Here is a 17,236-nt window from a genome sequence, read left to right on the forward strand (position 1 = left end):
AAAAGCTCTAATATGCCCCGTTGAGTCCCGAACACGCCTCTCAACTCTGCGGACCAGTTCTATCGGCGTCACAGATACCGGATTATATTGCTTATATTTCCGCCCTGCACATACCGGCGCGCTCGGCCGAGGAAGCAAGACCTAACCCGGTGGCAGACTCCAGCGAGTGTATGACGAATTTTTCGGACCGGGTCGAGCAGGTGTCGATCAGCGGAATCCGCGAGGTGTTCGAGGCCGCCGGCGAGAACGCAATCAACCTCGGACTGGGACAACCGGACTTCGCCGCTCCGGCACACGCCCGCGAGGCGGCCACCGAAGCCATTCGCGACGGCCTCGCTGACGGCTATACCGAGAACAAAGGGATGAAATCGCTGCGAGAGGCGATTGCTGCGAAGCACGCGCGAGACCAGGAACTCGACGTCGACCCCGGCGACGTGATCGCCACCGCGGGCGGATCCGAAGCGCTTCACGTCGCGCTGGAGGCGCACATCGACGCAGGCGACGAGGTCATCATCCCGGACCCGGGGTTCGTTTCCTACGACGCTCTGACGCGACTCACTGGCGGGACTCCGGTTCCCGTCCCGCTCCGAGACGATCTGACGATCGATCCCGACGCCATCGAGGCGGCGATCACCGACAGTACCGAGGCGTTCGTCGTCAACAGTCCGGGCAACCCGACCGGTGCGGTGTCGCCGCCCGAAGACGTCCGGGAGTTCGCCCGAATCGCCGACGAACACGACATCCTCTGCATCTCCGATGAGGTCTACGAGTACACTGTCTTCGACGGGGAGTTCCACTCGCCGATGGAGTTCGCCGACACCGACAACATCGTCGTCGTCAACTCGGCCTCGAAACTCTACTCGATGACCGGGTGGCGACTCGGTTGGGTGACGGGATCCACGCGACGGGTCGAGCGGATGCTCCGCGTCCACCAATACGCGCAGGCCTGCGCCGCTGCGCCTTCGCAGTTCGCCGCCGAAGCCGCGCTGACGGGGCCGCAGGACCTGGTCACAGAGATGACGGAGTCGTTCCGGGAGCGCCGAGACCTCGTGGTCGATGGACTCGAAGAAATCGGTCTCGACGTGCCGACGCCGGGGGGCGCGTTCTACGCGATGCCAGAGGTACCCGAGGGCTTCGTCGACGAGTGCCTGGATCGGGGCGTCGTCGTCGTTCCCGGGGAGGCTTTCGGCGACCACGGGGAGGGGTACGCGCGCCTCTCGTATGCGACCGACGAGGAGTCGCTGCGGGCGGCACTCGACGTTATGGCGGATGCGTACGACGCCGTCGTGTAAATGCGATTCTCAGGGCGTTGTCGTCCAGACGCCCTTCCGTCTACTCAGAGGGAACCGGCGGGCCGTTCGGTACAACAACGTCGATCGGTCCCCGATGGCTCGGCCTTCGACCCCGTCGACGGGGACCGACTCACTGCAGGATTCCTCTGCCCAGTTCTCCGGGCCAATCGCGAGCGTGCGGGCGCTCGCTGCACTGCCGTTACTGGCGTAGATTGAGCGACCTGCCGTCCGGGGTGCCGTGCTTGTCGAGTGGGCCTACTTCGCCGTACTGACGACCTTGATCACGTCGCCTTCTTCGAGTTCGTAGTCCTCGGCGATTCGGCGGTTCGACCGGCCGTCGACCGCGTGGAGGTAGCCGTCGCCGATGTCGGAGTGCACCGCATACGCGAGGTCTTTGGGTGTCGATCCCCGCGGCAGGAGGAAGGCATCGGGCAGGACGTCGCCGGTTCCGTCGGTCCACTTCGTCTCGTTCTGTACTGGGTAGGCCGTCACCATATCGAGGACGTCGTAGACCACCGTGTCGATGGCCCGCTGGATGCCGGTTCCGCCGTGGGCCGCCATCACCGAACGAATCGTCTCGAGCCCCTGCCGCTGCGCGTCGGAGATCTCCCCCGTGATGTCGAAGTCGTCGTCGCCCGGCAGGTACTCGACCGCGCCCGACTCGGCGGCGGTCCGCAGCGCCCGCTCGCCGTCTGCGGTCGTGGGAATGACTGGCTTGTCCTCCTCGTTCAGTCGTTCGAGGTTCCCATCGGGTGCCACGTCTGTCTTGTTGGCGACGAGGACGATCGGTTTGGTGCGCTCGCGGACGTCCCTGGCGAGTCGTTCTCGGTCCTCGTCCGTCCACTGCTGGGGGTCCTCGGCGTACGGCACTGCCCGGAGCGACGCCGCGACGTCGTATTCGGTGGCGCCGAACCCGGTCAGCATCTCGGTGAGCGCGTCGTCGATGTCGAAATCGGGCGACCGGGACTTTCTGACGACCGACTCCCAGTTGCCTTCGATGATGCCGGCCAGCCACTGCTCGAGTTCGGCCTCGACGAAGTCGGCTTCCTCCACGGGGTCGTACGTCCCGACTTCGACGGGTTCGCCCTCGTCGTTGGTCTCGCCGGCAGCGTCGACAACTGCGAGGATCGCGTCCGCGTCAGTCAGTTCGTCGAGGAACTGATTGCCCAGTCCCCGACCCTCGTGTGCGCCCGGGACAAGTCCGGCCACGTCGAGGAGTTCGACGGGCACGTAACGGACCCCGCCCTCACAGTTGCCGCAGCGCTCCTCGCGGTCGAGACAGGGGCAGCGCGTTCGAGCGTGGGTGACGCCCCGGTTCGGATCGATTGTGGTGAACGGGTAGTTGCCGACGTCGACGTCGGCCATCGTCGCCGCCCGGTAGAAGGTAGACTTGCCCGCGTTGGGCTTGCCGGCGAGCGCAAGCGAGAGCATATCGACGAATGGAGAGACGACCGGAAGTAGGTTTCCGTCCCGCTCGCGTTCTCGCCGGTAGGACCACTCAGTCCGAGGCCCGCCGGCATTCCCCCAGCGAGACCGCTCAGTCGGAGGCCTGCTCGATCCGCTGGCGAGCGATCTCGTCGATCCGCTCGGCGAGTTCGGCCGCGTCGGCGTCGGAAGCCACGGCGTCGGTCGCGGCCTCGTCGATCAGTTCGAGCGTCTCGAGCCGCTGGCGGATCGCTCGCTCGGAAATGCTAGCCCAATCGACATTTCCGTACGTATCCATCCGCTGTTCGAGATCCTCGTCCACTTCGATCGTGATGGCCGGCATATATGCTATACGTGGACACATACCACTATACGTTTCGGTGAATAGACCGGAGTGAGAGCGGTCGGCACCGATACACTGAACCGAAAGTCCGGAGTAAGAGTGCACCGAACGGATTCCTATGTCGAAAGAGCGAGACGGGTCGCGCGGGGCGAGTGGGGGGTCGGGGACGCCCGTCGACGTGGAGAATCCCGAGAGAGGTCGAAGCGGGAGGAGCTTCGGCCTCGCCGGAACGTGGTGGGTGGTCGTGTACCTGAAAGGGCTCTGTATGGGCACGGCGGACGCCGTCCCGGGAGTCTCCGGGGGGACGATCGCGCTCATCACCGGCATCTACGAGCGGTTGATCGGCGCGATCACCGCGGTGTCGCTGCCGCGGATCCGCCGCGTGTTGTTGGGGGTTTCCGCCGAGCATCGCGCCGATGCCGTCGCCGCGCTCCGCGCAATCGACGCGGGGTTCCTCGCGGCGCTCGGACTCGGCATCGCGACGGCGATTGTCACCGTCACCCGCGTCGTCCACGTCGGCATCCAGTCGATGCCCGTGCTCACTTTCGGCTTCTTTTTCGGACTCATCGCCGCCTCGGCGTGGGTACTCTTTTCGGAGGTAGCGGTCGATACGCCTCCACGTGTTGCCGCCGCCGTCTCAGGATTCGCCGTCGCCTTCGTCGCGTCGGGACAGGCCTCTGCGGCGCTCGGTGAGGGCCTCCCGATCACGTTTCTCGCCGGCGCAATCGCGGTGAGTGCGATGATTCTCCCTGGGATTTCGGGATCGCTTCTCCTGCTCATCCTCGGTCAGTACGACTATATGACAGGGACGCTCTCGGCGTTCGTCGATGCTCTCCTGGCGCTCGCCACGGGAGGATCGCTGGCGCCGCTGCGTGCAAACGGAATCGTCGTGGCCGCGTTCATCTCGGGTGCACTCGTCGGGCTCCTCACCGTGGCCCACGCGGTCCGGTGGGCACTCGATCGCGCACGAACTGCGACGCTGGCGTTCCTCGTTGCGCTGATCGTCGGAGCCCTGCGCGCACCGCTGGCTCGAACCGGGGATCGCCTGGCGGAACTCGGTCGCGCGTGGACCCCGACGACGGTCCTCGTCTTCGCAACCGCCGCGCTCGTCGGCGCAGCGCTCGTGGTCCTGTTAGAGCGCTACACCGGCATCGCGCCCATCAAGGAAGGGACGTGAACGCTGAACTCGACCTGTAGTTTGGACTCGCGGGCGAACGCGAGCGGCGAGACCGAACGAAAGAGCGCCGGATGACTGACGACGACAGAGTCACGGCGATCTCAACCGCGCGGAGGTCGGCGACGAACGATATCGTTCGCCCGCGGCACTCCGGCGGGGTACCGCGCTGCGCGGTCGAGCGAAGTAGCAATATATCGCGGCGGGCGACCGGCGTCCGACACCATCCGACCCGACGTGGTGCCGACCGGCCCCGTCGCCGCAGGGTGGTCGTGTGCCCGGTATCACTCCCTCGGTACCGCGATGTTTACCAGCGACTTCTTGCCGCACTGCTCGCAGACGCCGCCCTGTTCGGCCCGAGCGCCACACCCCCGGCACTCGTAACGGTTCTCATTGGGATGGTATGGATCAATCGACCCGTTGTATATCACCATACGCGGTAGCAGATGACACACCGTAATAACTGTTACCCTGATATCGGGATATACGAGAAATAATACCTAAAGTAAAATAATATTTCGACAGATATCGGAATAGTTTAGGGTTATCTGCGCGCAGTGTGTACAAACGTTTCTTTCCTACCCGTCGCGTCCACGGTACGGAATCCGGCTGACTCGAACGCGTCGACGCAGTCAGCGAGCGCAAACCGCTCGTCCACTGGCGGCCCGTCGTCGCCGGTGCCGTTTGCGGACCAGTCGAGCGTCACGACCCGCCCGCCAGGCTGGACGACGCGAGCGAGTTCCTCGAGCGATGCGTCTGAGGCGAACTCGTGGTAGGTCATCGTCGAGAAGGCGACGTCGAGTTCGTCGTCATCGAACGGCATCGCAGATGCTTCCGCCGCGACGAACTCGACGTTCTCCGGTGCGCCCTTCTTACGGTGCAGTTCGTGCATCTCGGACTGCACGTCCACCGCGTAGACCCGCCCGGCGAAGGGGGCGATTTCGTTGGTGTAGAACCCGGTCCCGCTGCCGATGTCGGCGACGACCGCCCCGTCACCGATATCCAGCGCGGCGACGAGTTCCTCCCGCGAGCAGAACCGATACCGACCGGGGTCCTCGAGCGCGTCGGCCCGGTCGACGTCGAAGGTGTGAAATCCCATATCGGATCGAGGCGCGGTACGGACCTAAGTGTGTTCGTTGCGACCGGACCGGCCGACTGAGATGGGAGGAGTCACAGTTATCAGGATCGCACGCGGAAACTCGTTTGATGACCCCGACACTGAAAAGCCCGACCGAACGAACGTGTGAACGCTGCGGTCGCATCGAGGTCTGGAACGAAGACGACGCCACCTGGCGTCTCGCGGGCGAGGACAGGGGGACCGAGCGGACAGTCGGCAGTCCCTACTGCATCCACGAATGGGACATCAACGGCTCGTTCGTCCCGTTCGAAGACGAGTCTCACGCGGCAACGGCCTGAGTGCGTCCGGCCCCCGCTTACGACGAACCGAGCGACTCCAACACTGACACCGCCCCATCGAAGTACGACCCGTCGACGACGACGTCTGCCGCCTCCCGAGCGGCCGGGTCTGCGTTCGCCACGGCGTAGGAGGTCCCGGCCACGCGGAACGTCGAAACGTCGTTCTCGCTATCACCGATTGCGACGAACTCCTCGGCGCGACGATCGAGCGATGCGGCGACGGCAGTCAGTCCGTCACCTTTCTCGACGCCAGGAGTCTTGAGATGGTAGGCGAACCCGGTGTCGATAACCTCCAGATCGAACTCTGCAGCGACGGATCGGAGGAGGTCCTCGTCGGCGGAGATGTTGACGGCGACCTCCGTGCGCCGCCACTCGTTGGCGTCGTCGAATCCCTCCCAGCCGATGTCGCCGCCGCGCTCGATGAACGCCTCGGCGGCGGCCTGCGCCCGCTCTCTGTCGCCTTGGTAAGACACCTCTCCGTCGGCGAGAACGACGCCGCCGTTCTCCGCGATCACGGTGAGGTCGATTCCGAGATAGTGACAGAGCGTCACCGGGTACGGGAACGACTTCCCGGTTGCCAGCACCACGGGCGCGTCCCACGCCTGGAGATAAGTGAACGTCCGGGGGTCGAGACGGCCGTCGTCGTCGGTGAGGGTCCCATCGATGTCCAGCACCAGCGGCGGCTCAGATGTCATCGACGGTACTAGCGCCCGCCGGAGCAAAGAACCTCCGTTCGGCGGTCTCGGTCCAGTTCGTGAGGCGTCCCTCTCGGGTATCGGTCCGGGGCTGTTAGCAAAACTGTCCCGACTGGACGCCGACCGACTCGCTTGGGCCATCTGTGGGGTGCACAGTCGGCCGGTGAACGAGTACGCTCCCTACGCCGAAGCGACGGGTTCGACGCCGATCGTGACGGTCACGCCCTCAACGTCCCACTCTTCGACGAGCGCCCACTCGCTGTCCGTGGCGAGTTCGTCGCCGTCGAGGAACTCCCGCGTCCGGGTCTCATCGGCAACCACGTCGCGGTGTTGGTCGACGAACGCCTCGACTCTGGAGTCGGCGACGTCGAGGTAGGTGTCGATTTCGGCGTCGACGTCCAGTTCGAGTTGCTTTCGCATCTCCTGGATTCGCCGAACGACGTCGCGAGCGTAGCCCTCGGCCTCGATTTCCTCGGTGAGAGAGGTATCGACGTAGACGGTGCCGCCGTCGAAGTCCGCCCCGGAGACGTGCGCCGGCGGTTCGGCCTCGTAAGACACCATTTCGTCGGTGAGCTCGTAGGTCTCGCCGTCGACTTCGACGCCGCCTTCGATCGCTTCGCGCGTCTTGCCCTGGACGACTTCCATCACTTTTTGCGCGTCGGCACCAAACTTGGGGCCGATCACGCCCATTTCGGGTTCCGCGCGCTCTACCAGTTCGTCGAACTCGTCCACGACGTCGATCGAGCGGGCGTTGACGCGCTCGCTCAACAGGTCCGAAAGCGACTCGATAGCGTCGGCGACGCTGTCGTCGCTGGTGGCGACGATCACGCGTTCGACGGGCCAGCGGAGTTTTCTGCCGCCCTGCTGGCGGGCGTTCGCCGCGGCCTCCTCGACGCCTCGGAGGACCGCCATCTGCCGTTCGAGTTCCGCGTCGCGGAGTTCCGCGTCGGGGTCGGGGTACGACAGCGCGTGGACACTCGGCGCCTCGCCGTCGAGATGCTGGTACATCTGTTCTGCGAGGTACGGCGTCACCGGTGCGAGCAGGCGGATTGTCTCCTCCAGCACGGTCGCCAGCGTCGCGTACGCGGCCCGCTTGGAGGCGGAGTCCTCTTCCTCCCACATCCGCTCGCGGATCGCCTTCACGTAGAAACGCGAGACGTCCTCGGTGAGGAAATCGAGCACCGTGTTCAGTGCCGTGCTCACCTCGTACTCTTCCCAGGCGTCGCGAGCCTCAGTCTCGACGGACTGGAGTCGCGAGAGCACCCACTCGTCGACGACGGTTCGGTCGCCGTCAGAGAGGTCTGCTGCCGCGGGGTCGTAGCCGTCGAGTTCCATATACGGCAGTGGGAACCGGAAGACGTTCCAGAAGATGTTGAGCGTCGATTGCATCTCACCCAGTCCGTCCCACTCGAAGGAGAGATCGACGCCCTGCTGATCGTGACTGAGGAGATACGCCCGGAGCGGGTCTCGGCCGGCCCGTTCGATAGCCTCCTCGGGCGTGACGATGTTCCCCAGCGACTTCGACATCTTTCTGCCGTCCTCGTCGTTGACGAAGCCGTGCATCATCACTTCCTCGTACGGGGCGCGACCGACGGCGGCCGAACCCATCCCCAGCTGGGACCAGAACCAGCCGCGGGTCTGGTCGTGCGCTTCGACGATCCAGTCGGCGGGCCACAGTTCCTCGTAGGCCTCAGTCTTACTCGGGTAACCGAGCGTGCCCCAGGTTGCAACCGAGGAGTCGATCCAGACGTCGAAAACGTCAGGGACTCGTTTGTAGGTCTTGCCGTCCTCGGTGATCGTCAGCGGATCGACCGAGGGCCGGTGGAGGTCCAGTGCTTCGGGATCGACGTCCTGGTCGGCGCGTTCGGCGAGTTCCGCTCGGGTCCCGACTACGATCCACTCACCGTCCTCAGCCTGCCAGATCGGCAACGGAATGCCCCAGTACCGCTGGCGGGAGATGTTCCAGTCGGGGGCGTCCTCAACGAAGTCGCGGAAGCGGTTGTCGCGCGCCCACTGCGGATACCACTCGGTCTCCTTGATGTTGTCGAGCAGTTCGTCTTTGATGTCGGTGACGGTGATGAACCACTGGTCGGTCGCGAGGAAGATGATGTCCGTGTCGCACCGCCAGCAGTGGCCGTACCGGTGCTCGTGCGTCCCCGACGACAGCAGCGCCCCGTCGCCGTCGAGGTCGTCGATGATGTCGTCGTTCGCGTCGCGGACGAACGTGCCCGCGTACGCGCCGGCCTGGTCGGTGAACTCGCCGCGACCGTTCACGGGGACGAAGACATCGAGATCCAGTTCCTGGCCGCGGGCGAAGTCTTCCTGCCCGTGTCCGGGCGCGGAGTGGACCAACCCGGTGCGGTCGGCCTCGACGTAGTCCGCGGTGTACACCTCGCCGGCGCCGTCGAAGTCCGCGTGCTCGTTCAGATGCGGTTCGAGCGGATTGTCGTACGTGTAGCCGACGAGTTCCTCGCCAGCGAACTCCTCGACGACCTCGTAGTCCTCGTATCGACCCTCCTTGAGGACGTCCTCAACGCACGATTCCGCGATGTAAAGCACCTCGCGCTCGCCCCCTTTCTCTGCGCGAACGGCCTGATACGTCATCTCGCCGTCGACGGCGACGAACGTGTTCGCGGGGATCGTCCAGGGGGTCGTCGTCCAGATCACGAGACTTCCCTCTCGGTTCTCGAGCGGGAACTTCACGTAGATCGACGGTGAGGTGATCTCGTCGTACTCGACCTCGTTAGCGGCGATGGCGGTCTGACATCGCGGACAGTAGTTGACCGAGCGCTTGCCCTGTTCGACCAGTCCGCGGTCGTCGACCTGCTGGAAGGCCCACCACGCAGCCTCCATATACTCGGGCGACATCGTCTCGTAGGGTTCGTCCCAGTCCATCCAGACGCCGATAGACTGGAAGTCGTCGTCCATCGCCTCGCGGTTGCGCTCAGCGAACGCCTTGCACTCCTCGATGAACGGTTCGATGCCGAACTCTTCGATGTCGCGCTTGGTCTCGAAGCCGAGTTCCTCCTCGACCTTGACCTCGATCGGCAGGCCGTGCATATCGTACCCCGGCCGATCGGTCACGCGGTGCCCTGTCATCCGCTTGTACCGGATGACGGCGTCCTTCAGCGTCTTGTTCCAGGCCGTCCCGAGGTGCATCTGTCCGGAGGTGTACGGTGGCCCGTCGACGAAGAAGAAGGGCGGGTCGTCGGCGTGCGCCTCCTTCGTCGCCTCGTAAGCGTCGGCGTCGTCCCAGTACTTCTCAACCGCGGATTCGACGGCCGCGGGCGTGTACTGGTCGTCGACTTCGTCCATACAGATGGAGTACCCGCGAACGTATATGAAATCCGTGGAACGGCCGCGAACGATCGGTTCGCACGCGGGCCGCCTCCGTTACGAACTGGACTGGGCGATGACCTCGGTAACGAGTGAGCCCGTCTCCTCGTCGTAGACTGGCGCGCGGACGCGTCGGGGCGACGCGTCGGTGCTGTATCTGGTGACCGTCGTTGCGATCACCTGGGTGGTCTTCGGCGCGAGACCGAGTTCCGTCGGGTTCCGCGACGCTCGCACCATCGGGGCCGTGACCGTCCGCCAACCGGTCCAGGCGAGTTCGTCGTACTGTATCGTCGGAGCGACCTGATAGGCGTCCGCCCGCAACATTCGGGCTTCGTAGACCAGGATGAAGTTCGACGAGTAGTCGGCGTTTCGCAGTGTGTTATCGAACGTGCGTTCCGTCGTCGGATACTGATCGGTGAAGAGCGCCGGAACGTCCGACGGTTTCTCGGTGTAGAGCGCGGTGTGCTGCGTCGCATCCGACGACGCGGAGAGACCGTCGGTAAACCACGGGTCCGACGCGGGGTGGAACACGATCGTCGCGATATCCATATCCACGCGGTCGCTGATCTCTCGTCGGACCGTCCCGGTGCATCCGGCGAGTGCGGTCGTCGACAGGGTAGCGGCTGACGCGGAGAGGAGGGCTCTGCGGTCCACGATCGGATTTCGCTGAGCCACAAAAATATACCTACGGATACAAGCCTGAGCGTGTCCAGTCCGTGCGGTGAGAGTAGTCAGACAGCGTGCCCCGCGTAGAACGGTGAGGAAGCTGATGCGGGGCGGTCGCGACACCGGTTCGCACCGGGAGCGAGGCTGAAGGCCGACCGAGCGGCCTTTTTGATACAGATCTTTTCCAGGGGTTCGAGGCCGCGCTCTGCGCGGCCGAGGACTCAAAAAAAGTGCGGTTAGAAGTCAGGCAAATCGTCGGGCGCTTCGTACTCTGACTCCCAGGTGATGTAGTCGTCTTTCAGCACCTCACAGACGGTCTGTCCCAGTTCCGTCAGGCCGGCGTTGATCGACGAGACCGTCTTCCAGGAGTCGACGTCGGGGTGAATCTCGCGTTCCTTCCAGTCCTCCGGCAGGCCGGGGGCGTGGTATCCCACGCGGTCGGCGAAATCGTCCCAGAAGAAATCGAAGTGCGAGAGCAGATCCAGTTCCAGGATGATCGTCCACTCGTCGTCGGTCACGTCGGTGGTCTCCGCCCACGCCGCGAAAGCGTCCGCCCACGCGCCGTCGCGGAGAAGGTCCTCGAGGTCGTCGCGGCGGTAGTCGGTGTCGCCAACGACGTCGGCGTCGTCGTACTCGTTCGGATCGACGGCGTCTTCGAGGGGTGGAACGGCTGGCGTCTCAACCGAGAGTGTCATAGGACACTGTTGGCCTCCTGTGGGGATATACTGTCGGGACTGTCCGTCGAGTTCTTCGGACGGGAAGGTGACTTGGCCCTATCGCCCGCTGTCGAACCCGTCGAAGTCGTCGAACTCGTCCGCTTCCTCGGTCGTGTCGTCCGCTGAGCCGAGGTCGAACCGCTCGGGCGGTTGTCCAGCTTCGTCGAGCACTACGTCGGCAACTTCGATCGGGCTGTCGACACGAACGGCGAGGGCGATTGCATCACTCGGGCGGGCGTCGAAGACGAACTGACGGGACTGGCCCTGTTTATACCGCTCGGCGTCAATCTTCGCGTAGAACGTTCCGTCTGCAACGTCGTCGATCCGGACGCCGTCAATCGCGCCGCCGAACTCGGTCACCATCTCGACTAGAAGATCGTGCGTCAGCGGTCGCTCGAACGGCTCCCCCGAGAGGGCGAGCTGGATCGCCCGGGCCTGGTCGTTCGTGACCACGATCGGGAGGAACTCCGACCGTGCGGACACGATGACGGCTGGGATGTTCTCGCCGTCGGCGTCGACGCCCACGGCGATGCCTTCGACCTCACCCGGGTGATTCATACATTAGTCTAGTGTGTCCGGATACGAATAGTTACGGGACGCGCCGACGCGCAGGCTGTCGGCGCATCCGGTCTCGCCGGTCACACTCACCGACGTTCGCGGACGAACCAGACCCCGAACCACAGAAGCAAGACCGTCAGCCCGCCGAGGAAGACGAGCACGCCAGGGGGCACGGCTGCGGCGGCGCTCTCGGCTGCGATCCGCGCCGACTCCGTGGACTCTGTCGAGTACGTGCCGACGTCGCCACCTCCGCTGCCGGTCTGTGCCCCGAACGGGAGCCCCTCGATTGCGAACTGTGCGAGCAGGCTCACGAGTCCGACGATAGCGACGCCGCCGAGCAGGCTCTTGAGCGCCGACGAGAGACCGGCTGTCTCTTCTTCGTCAGTCGCGACCACGACGAGCGGGCGGTCGGCAGGCGCGTAGACGTTCATCTCGCGGCCTTTCTCGGAGTAGACGGTATCGACCACCTCGATCGCCCCGGCCGATTCCAGGCGTTCGAGGTGGTACTGGACGTTTTGCAGGGACGTATCGACGGTGTCAGCCAGGGCGGCGGGGTTCGTTGGTTCATCGTGCAGCGCGCCGAGGATCTGCCGCGCGGTCGTCGAAGAGAGGACCGACAGCAGTTCGTCTGCGTCGTCGTCGTCGAGGCCGACCACTCGTGGCGACGCGTCGACCTCGGGCTCTGATTTGGAGGGGAGGAGACGAGCCATCGTGGATCGATATGAGGGGCACCGGTACAAATCTGTTGTTCTGTCGGGGTCCGGATGCCGCGCGTGCTGTGGTGTCGGGATCGAGTAACGGTGGCTTCGCTCTCCGCAATACACTTCCATCCCGGCGTTCTACGACGGGTTATGTACGTCCGGGACGCCAAAAATCGAGACGAGGTCTGGTTGCTCGACAGGATTGAGGAGGCCGACATCGACGACCCAGCTTTTCGGTCCCGGGATTACGTAATCGCGCTCGACGAGGAGACGTCGAGAAAGGCCGGATTCGGGCGTATTCGCGTCCACAAGACCGATTCGGGCGAGTTCTGTGAACTCGCGTTCGTCTACACCCTCCCGCCCTGGCGTCAACAAGGCGTCGCGGCGCACGTCATCGAACGACTCGTGTCTGAAGCGAGCGACGAGGGCTACGACACGGTCTATACCTTCACGCGGCAGCCGTCGTACTTCACACCGTTCAATTTCGAACCCCGGGAGACCGGAGCCCTCCCGGAATCAGTCCGCCAGCGCCTCGAAACCGTCCGGAAGGAGCGCGGGGAGGACGTTATCGCGATGTCCGTCCACGCCGACGAGTTCATCGTTCCGTCGCGCTTCCGCGAACGGTTCAAGAGCGCGTCGCCCGCCGATGAACCGGAAGAAGGCGAGGTCCCGATCGAAGAGACCGCGGAAGATTTCGGCATCGACGCCGACGAGGCGACGTATAAATACGACACCGGAAACTGACGCTGTCGTCTGTCACCCCGGTCACGAGTACCGCTGGGGCGCTACGTGCGATCTTCGAGAAAATCGGTGCTGAAGACGATGTACGCCAGCACCGAACAGAAGAGGATCGGCGGGAGAATCGCGAACGCCCACAGCGGCTGGATCCCCCAGCCGAGCAGCAGGACGACGTCTGCGAGGCCGATTGCGAGAAACGGAGCCACAGCGAGTGCCGCTCGCCGACGGTTTTTTCCGCCCGACGACGAGTCCAGCGGATCGTCAGGGTCGAACTCCTCGTCGGGGGTCACCGCGGCGTCACCGCGGTCCTCGGCCGACGTGGTCGGAGACATACCGGATCTCGGGCATCCAACGACAAAAGCACCGCGCTGTGATCCCGTGTGTCAGCGTGATCGGTCGTGCTCGATCCGCTCGCCATCGCTCGACTCCACCTCGTCGTCTTCCAGTCGGGAGGCGAATTCGACGAGGCCGAACAGGGAACCCAGCAGGAGCGTCGAGACGGCAACCCCGTACAGCGCCACAGCGAGCGGCGTCACGGGAATCGTCAGGTTCGTCCCGAGGACTGCCGCCTCTGTGAGTTCCACCGACCCGTTGCTACCGACGAACCAGCCGATGCCGGCCGAGAGGATCACCACCGTACCGCCGACGGCGAGCAAAATTTGGCGGCCGAGTCCCGCCTGCCCGGCGGCCGCGCCGTTCTCGATTTCAGTGTCCGGTTGCACAGACTATCTACGCGCGGCAGGGTCCTTTCCCTTTCGGTGCGCCCTCCGGGACGCCAACCTACAAACCTCGTCCCTCCAAACCCGCCGTCGATGGCAGACCACCGCGACCTCATCGAACGCGCCCGCGACGTCACGGAGAACGCGTACGTCCCGTACTCGGAGTACCGCGTGGGGGCCGCCCTCGAAACCGCCGACGGCTCGGTGTATCTCGGGTGTAATATCGAGAACGCGAACTACTCGAACAGCCTCCACGCCGAGGAAGTCGCGGTCGCCGAGGCAGTGAAGAACGGTCACCGTGACTTCGAGCGTATCGCAGTCTCTTCGGGCGCACGCGACGGAGTCACCCCCTGTGGGATGTGTCGGCAGACTCTCGCCGAGTTCGCTGACGAAGACCTGCCAATCGTCTGTGACGAAGGCGGCGAGGAGACGACGGTGTATGCCCTCGGCGACCTCCTCCCGGACACGATCACGCTGGAGACTCTCTCGGCGGCAGAGGCCGAGCGAAGCGACAACGGCGAGTAAGCGCATCGCGAGACCAACAGGCGACAGTGTATTTTCCCTGCGTTCTCGACACTCGGGTATGACAGACAGCGAAGACCCGAACGACGACACGCAGTACCACATTGCGGTCGGCCCCGACGAGGTCGCCGATGCGGTTCTCCTGCCGGGGAATCCGGAACGCGTCGACAAGATCACGGCGCTGTGGGACGATTCTGAGGAGCAGGCGTACCACCGTGAGTACCGAACCGCAACCGGGTCCTACGAGGGAACGCCGATCTCTGTTACCGCCACGGGAATCGGCAGTCCATCAGCGACAATCGCTATCGAGGAACTCGCGCGGGTGGGCGCAGACACGTTCGTCCGGGTCGGTTCGTGCGGAGCGATCCAACCCGGGATGGACGTCGGCGACCTCGTCATCACCTCGGGCGCAGTCCGGCAGGAAGGCACCTCGAAGGAGTACGTCCGGGAGGACTACCCGGCGGTCGCCGACGGCGAAGTCGTCTCCGCACTCGTCGCCGCCGCAGAGCGCCTTGGCTACGACTATCACGTCGGGCTGACGATGAGTGCTGACTCGTTTTACGCGGGGCAGGGTCGCCCGGGGGTCGACGACTTCCGTGCGGCCGGCGCGGAGTCGCTCGTCGAAGAACTCCGCGAGGCGAACGTGAAGAATATCGAGATGGAGGCCGCCGCGCTGCTCACCGTCGCGAACGTCTACGGGCTTCGAGCCGGCGCGGTCTGTTCCGTCTACGCGAACCGGATCACCGGCGAGTTCCGGGCCGCGGGGGAGTCGCGGGCGGCCGAGACGGCCAGCCTCGGCGTCCACCTCCTCGCGAAGATGGACGAAGTCAAACGAGAGGCGGGCGTCGACCGCTGGCACGCGGGGCTCTCGATCGAGTGAGGGTCGATACGGCGACCATCCCTCGGTTCTATATAGAGCCCCTGATACGGCTTATTCCACCCGAAACACACGGCATCGGCGTTTCGCAGTCCCTTTATCCGATGACGCCTGAGTCACAGATATGACAACGCAGGTCGTCGTCGTCGGTTCCGGGTACGCTGGTGCCGGTGCGGTCAAACGGCTCGAGGCGGAACTCGACGCGAGCGCGGAACTCACCTGGATCTCGGAGCAGGATTACCACCTCGTTCTCCACGAGGTCCATCGCTGCATCCGGGATCCGAGCGTCGAATCGAAGATTGCTATCCCAGTCGACGACGTCAAAGATGACTCCACGGAGTTCGTGAAGGGACACGTCGAGAACGTCGACGTCGACGAGCGCATCGTCGAACTCGCTGACGAAGAGATCGAGTACGACTACCTGCTACTCGGTATCGGTTCGGGCACCGCGTTCTTCGGTATCGAGGGCCTCCAGGAGTACGCCCACGAACTGAAGAGTCTTGACGACGCGCGAGCGATTCACGCAGACGTGAAAGAGGCCGCAGCGGAGGCCTCCCGCGAAGACCCCGCGCAGGTCGTCGTCGGCGGTGCCGGCCTCTCGGGCATTCAGACCGCCGGTGAGATCGCCGAGTATCGCGACGAGCACCGCGCGCCGATCGACGTGACGCTGGTCGAGGGCCTCGACGAGGTCTTCCCCGGCAACGATCCCGAACTCCAGGGCGCACTCCGGAGCCGCCTCGAAGATCTCGACGTCGAGATCATCACCGGCGAATTCATCTCGAAGGTCGACGAGGATACCGCCTATCTGGGGGACGACGAAGACGACGACGCCCTCGAGTACGATGTCCTCATCTGGACGGGCGGCATCACGGGCCACGAGGAAGTCAGCGAGATGAGCCTCGAGCAGGACGACCGTTCACACCGCGTCTTCGCCGAGGCCGACTTCCAGACGTCGGACGAGCGCGTCTTCGCGGTCGGCGACACGGCGCTCGTCGAGCAGGGGGCTGACAACGTCGCGCCGCCGACAGCCCAGGCAGCCTGGCAAGCGGCGGAGGTCGCCGGCGAGAACGTCGCTCGGGCGGCTGCGGGGAAGCCGCTGAAGACTTGGCGGCACGACGACAAAGGAACGGTCATCTCCGTCGGCGACGACGCCGTCGCGCACGAAGTCAAACTGCCCGTCCTCGGATCGTTCCCGATGAACGTCTTCGGTGGTCCCGCGGCTCGAAACCTGAAGAAGGCCATCGCGGCCCGCTGGATCGCGGATGTCGCCTCGCCCCGCCACGCGCTCGACGCGTGGGAGAGTATGTGAGAGCGGCGGAGAGGATCATATTCCAGCGATAATCACCTATTATATCGAGGCCCTCGCCGAACACAGTGAAACAGCAGTATCTATCTGGCAACTGGTAAGTGGAGTAGTCTCGAATATAGGGGGCATAGCACTACTGTAGTGGTAGTCAGCACGAAGACTGTATTTGCTCCACGTTGAAACTGCTGAACCAACCACTCACTGAGTATGCGAGTGTATGGTTCACACGAAACTATTGAGAGAAATCCTGACGAACCCCCGTTCGATGGTCCCCAGCCCTTCGTTTCACCCGGAGAACGCCCTGCTATCCCGCTGTCAGTTACTCGCTACGATCGGAGTTCCCTCTTTGACATCAACGACTGGCTGTAACACGATCGATTCGCTCGGAGAATCAGACGGGGAAGGCGACACGATAGGGGTTCTCGTGGAAGATGATAGAGATACGAGCGCATACCCCCGCCTTCTCGTGAGTGACGAGTGTTCCGACACGCCGTCGGAACCGAGGAGCGAACAGGCGGGGGTCAAGCGGACACTCCGTGGGAGAAAACCACCGGACTGTGGCCGGACTGGACGACCAACCGAACATTTTTGCTGTGGCCCGACGTGTCTAAAACCGCTATGGAAGCGGTGAGACGCCGGCCCTCAACAGACAAGGGGCGGTGACGAACGCGGTCTGTTCGTCACACGGCAATGACACAGATTCCGATGGGGCCTGCGTGACCGGGCCACAGCCCTATAGCGAGGGAGAAAAC

General features: G+C 64.3%; 19 protein-coding genes. 7 read left to right on the forward strand and 12 right to left on the reverse strand.

The annotated features are described in order from the left end of the window. The first annotated feature begins 170 nt into the window (after positions 1 to 170). Positions 171 to 1,292 carry a pyridoxal phosphate-dependent aminotransferase gene (locus ABEI27_RS06300; RefSeq protein ID WP_375798554.1) on the forward strand — a complete coding sequence of 374 codons (1,122 nt, stop codon included), beginning with the start codon at positions 171 to 173 and terminating at the stop codon, positions 1,290 to 1,292. Positions 1,293 to 1,547: 255 nt separating this feature from the next. Here the strand turns inward: ABEI27_RS06300 and ABEI27_RS06305 are convergent, their stop codons facing one another. Together ABEI27_RS06305 and ABEI27_RS06310 are read right to left on the reverse strand one after the other, a co-directional pair. Then, on the reverse strand, positions 1,548 to 2,723 hold the full coding sequence (locus tag ABEI27_RS06305) for a redox-regulated ATPase YchF (RefSeq protein ID WP_375798555.1): 1,176 nt from the start codon (positions 2,721 to 2,723) through the stop codon (positions 1,548 to 1,550). A 106-nt stretch (positions 2,724 to 2,829) separates the two neighbouring features. Next, positions 2,830 to 3,060: a hypothetical protein gene (locus ABEI27_RS06310; protein WP_375798556.1), complete on the reverse strand. Its 231-nt coding sequence runs from the start codon at positions 3,058 to 3,060 to the stop codon at positions 2,830 to 2,832. 265 nt (positions 3,061 to 3,325) lie between these two features. On the opposite strand from ABEI27_RS06310, the gene ABEI27_RS06315 reads away from it, so the two are divergent. Next, positions 3,326 to 4,237 (forward strand): DUF368 domain-containing protein, encoded by a 912-nt coding sequence (locus ABEI27_RS06315; protein WP_375798577.1) that lies wholly within the window; start codon positions 3,326 to 3,328, stop codon positions 4,235 to 4,237. A gap of 281 nt (positions 4,238 to 4,518) precedes the next feature. Here ABEI27_RS06315 and ABEI27_RS06320 read toward each other — a convergent pair whose 3' ends face one another. Both ABEI27_RS06320 and ABEI27_RS06325 read right to left on the reverse strand, forming a co-directional pair. Continuing rightward, complete coding sequence (locus tag ABEI27_RS06320) at positions 4,519 to 4,668, reverse strand: hypothetical protein (protein ID WP_375798557.1); 150 nt, start codon at positions 4,666 to 4,668, stop codon at positions 4,519 to 4,521. Positions 4,669 to 4,778: 110 nt separating this feature from the next. After that, positions 4,779 to 5,333, reverse strand: coding sequence for a class I SAM-dependent methyltransferase (locus ABEI27_RS06325; protein ID WP_375798558.1), 555 nt, complete (start codon positions 5,331 to 5,333; stop codon positions 4,779 to 4,781). Positions 5,334 to 5,440: 107 nt separating this feature from the next. On the opposite strand from ABEI27_RS06325, the gene ABEI27_RS06330 reads away from it, so the two are divergent. After that, positions 5,441 to 5,650, forward strand: coding sequence for an HEWD family protein (locus ABEI27_RS06330; RefSeq protein WP_375798559.1), 210 nt, complete (start codon positions 5,441 to 5,443; stop codon positions 5,648 to 5,650). 17 nt (positions 5,651 to 5,667) lie between these two features. Here the strand turns inward: ABEI27_RS06330 and ABEI27_RS06335 are convergent, their stop codons facing one another. From ABEI27_RS06335 to ABEI27_RS06360, 6 genes are all read right to left on the reverse strand, one after another. Further along, positions 5,668 to 6,345, reverse strand: a complete 678-nt coding sequence (locus ABEI27_RS06335) for an HAD-IIB family hydrolase (protein WP_375798560.1) — start codon at positions 6,343 to 6,345, stop codon at positions 5,668 to 5,670. Between the two features lie 180 nt (positions 6,346 to 6,525). Then, complete coding sequence (ileS, locus tag ABEI27_RS06340) at positions 6,526 to 9,660, reverse strand: isoleucine--tRNA ligase (RefSeq protein ID WP_375798561.1); 3,135 nt, start codon at positions 9,658 to 9,660, stop codon at positions 6,526 to 6,528. 78 nt (positions 9,661 to 9,738) lie between these two features. Further along, complete coding sequence (locus ABEI27_RS06345) at positions 9,739 to 10,335, reverse strand: hypothetical protein (protein ID WP_375798562.1); 597 nt, start codon at positions 10,333 to 10,335, stop codon at positions 9,739 to 9,741. Between the two features lie 248 nt (positions 10,336 to 10,583). Then, the gene (locus ABEI27_RS06350; protein WP_375798563.1) at positions 10,584 to 11,042 is read right to left on the reverse strand and encodes a hypothetical protein; all 459 of its coding nucleotides are present in this window, start codon (positions 11,040 to 11,042) and stop codon (positions 10,584 to 10,586) included. A 78-nt stretch (positions 11,043 to 11,120) separates the two neighbouring features. Further along, a complete protein-coding gene (locus ABEI27_RS06355) occupies positions 11,121 to 11,621 on the reverse strand; it encodes a bifunctional nuclease family protein (protein ID WP_375798564.1) in 501 nt (166 codons plus the stop codon). Between the two features lie 86 nt (positions 11,622 to 11,707). Next, entirely contained in the window at positions 11,708 to 12,331 is a 624-nt protein-coding gene (locus ABEI27_RS06360; protein ID WP_375798565.1) for an ArsR/SmtB family transcription factor, read from the reverse strand. A gap of 141 nt (positions 12,332 to 12,472) precedes the next feature. Between ABEI27_RS06360 and ABEI27_RS06365 the strand changes: the two genes are divergently transcribed. After that, positions 12,473 to 13,066 (forward strand): GNAT family N-acetyltransferase, encoded by a 594-nt coding sequence (locus ABEI27_RS06365; protein WP_375798566.1) that lies wholly within the window; start codon positions 12,473 to 12,475, stop codon positions 13,064 to 13,066. A 41-nt stretch (positions 13,067 to 13,107) separates the two neighbouring features. Here ABEI27_RS06365 and ABEI27_RS06370 read toward each other — a convergent pair whose 3' ends face one another. Together ABEI27_RS06370 and ABEI27_RS06375 are read right to left on the reverse strand one after the other, a co-directional pair. Next, a complete protein-coding gene (locus ABEI27_RS06370; RefSeq protein WP_375798567.1) occupies positions 13,108 to 13,392 on the reverse strand; it encodes a hypothetical protein in 285 nt (94 codons plus the stop codon). A gap of 51 nt (positions 13,393 to 13,443) precedes the next feature. After that, complete coding sequence (locus ABEI27_RS06375; RefSeq protein WP_375798568.1) at positions 13,444 to 13,782, reverse strand: hypothetical protein; 339 nt, start codon at positions 13,780 to 13,782, stop codon at positions 13,444 to 13,446. A gap of 90 nt (positions 13,783 to 13,872) precedes the next feature. Here ABEI27_RS06375 and cdd point away from each other — a divergent pair, with 90 nt between their 5' ends. From cdd to ABEI27_RS06390, 3 genes are all read left to right on the forward strand, one after another. Beyond that, positions 13,873 to 14,304 (forward strand): cytidine deaminase, encoded by a 432-nt coding sequence (gene cdd, locus ABEI27_RS06380; protein ID WP_375798569.1) that lies wholly within the window; start codon positions 13,873 to 13,875, stop codon positions 14,302 to 14,304. 58 nt (positions 14,305 to 14,362) lie between these two features. Beyond that, positions 14,363 to 15,181 carry a nucleoside phosphorylase gene (locus ABEI27_RS06385; protein ID WP_375798570.1) on the forward strand — a complete coding sequence of 273 codons (819 nt, stop codon included), beginning with the start codon at positions 14,363 to 14,365 and terminating at the stop codon, positions 15,179 to 15,181. Between the two features lie 121 nt (positions 15,182 to 15,302). Then, complete coding sequence (locus ABEI27_RS06390) at positions 15,303 to 16,487, forward strand: NAD(P)/FAD-dependent oxidoreductase (protein WP_375798571.1); 1,185 nt, start codon at positions 15,303 to 15,305, stop codon at positions 16,485 to 16,487. Positions 16,488 to 17,236 lie beyond the last annotated feature (749 nt).

This window comes from Halobellus sp., assembly GCF_042218505.1.
In the GTDB taxonomy this organism is placed as follows: Archaea; Halobacteriota; Halobacteria; order Halobacteriales; family Haloferacaceae; genus Haloquadratum.

Coding starts and splice junctions, on each gene's coding strand:
- ABEI27_RS06300 (WP_375798554.1), top strand. CDS start 171: ATGACGAATTTTTCGGACCGGGTCGAGCAGGTGTCGATCAGCGGAATC.
- ABEI27_RS06305 (WP_375798555.1), bottom strand. CDS start 2,723: ATGCTCTCGCTTGCGCTCGCCGGCAAGCCCAACGCGGGCAAGTCTACC.
- ABEI27_RS06310 (WP_375798556.1), bottom strand. CDS start 3,060: ATGCCGGCCATCACGATCGAAGTGGACGAGGATCTCGAACAGCGGATG.
- ABEI27_RS06315 (WP_375798577.1), top strand. CDS start 3,326: ATGGGCACGGCGGACGCCGTCCCGGGAGTCTCCGGGGGGACGATCGCG.
- ABEI27_RS06320 (WP_375798557.1), bottom strand. CDS start 4,668: ATGGTGATATACAACGGGTCGATTGATCCATACCATCCCAATGAGAAC.
- ABEI27_RS06325 (WP_375798558.1), bottom strand. CDS start 5,333: ATGGGATTTCACACCTTCGACGTCGACCGGGCCGACGCGCTCGAGGAC.
- ABEI27_RS06330 (WP_375798559.1), top strand. CDS start 5,441: ATGACCCCGACACTGAAAAGCCCGACCGAACGAACGTGTGAACGCTGC.
- ABEI27_RS06335 (WP_375798560.1), bottom strand. CDS start 6,345: ATGACATCTGAGCCGCCGCTGGTGCTGGACATCGATGGGACCCTCACC.
- ileS (WP_375798561.1), bottom strand. CDS start 9,660: ATGGACGAAGTCGACGACCAGTACACGCCCGCGGCCGTCGAATCCGCG.
- ABEI27_RS06350 (WP_375798563.1), bottom strand. CDS start 11,042: ATGACACTCTCGGTTGAGACGCCAGCCGTTCCACCCCTCGAAGACGCC.
- ABEI27_RS06355 (WP_375798564.1), bottom strand. CDS start 11,621: ATGAATCACCCGGGTGAGGTCGAAGGCATCGCCGTGGGCGTCGACGCC.
- ABEI27_RS06360 (WP_375798565.1), bottom strand. CDS start 12,331: ATGGCTCGTCTCCTCCCCTCCAAATCAGAGCCCGAGGTCGACGCGTCG.
- ABEI27_RS06365 (WP_375798566.1), top strand. CDS start 12,473: ATGTACGTCCGGGACGCCAAAAATCGAGACGAGGTCTGGTTGCTCGAC.
- ABEI27_RS06370 (WP_375798567.1), bottom strand. CDS start 13,392: ATGTCTCCGACCACGTCGGCCGAGGACCGCGGTGACGCCGCGGTGACC.
- cdd (WP_375798569.1), top strand. CDS start 13,873: ATGGCAGACCACCGCGACCTCATCGAACGCGCCCGCGACGTCACGGAG.
- ABEI27_RS06385 (WP_375798570.1), top strand. CDS start 14,363: ATGACAGACAGCGAAGACCCGAACGACGACACGCAGTACCACATTGCG.
- ABEI27_RS06390 (WP_375798571.1), top strand. CDS start 15,303: ATGACAACGCAGGTCGTCGTCGTCGGTTCCGGGTACGCTGGTGCCGGT.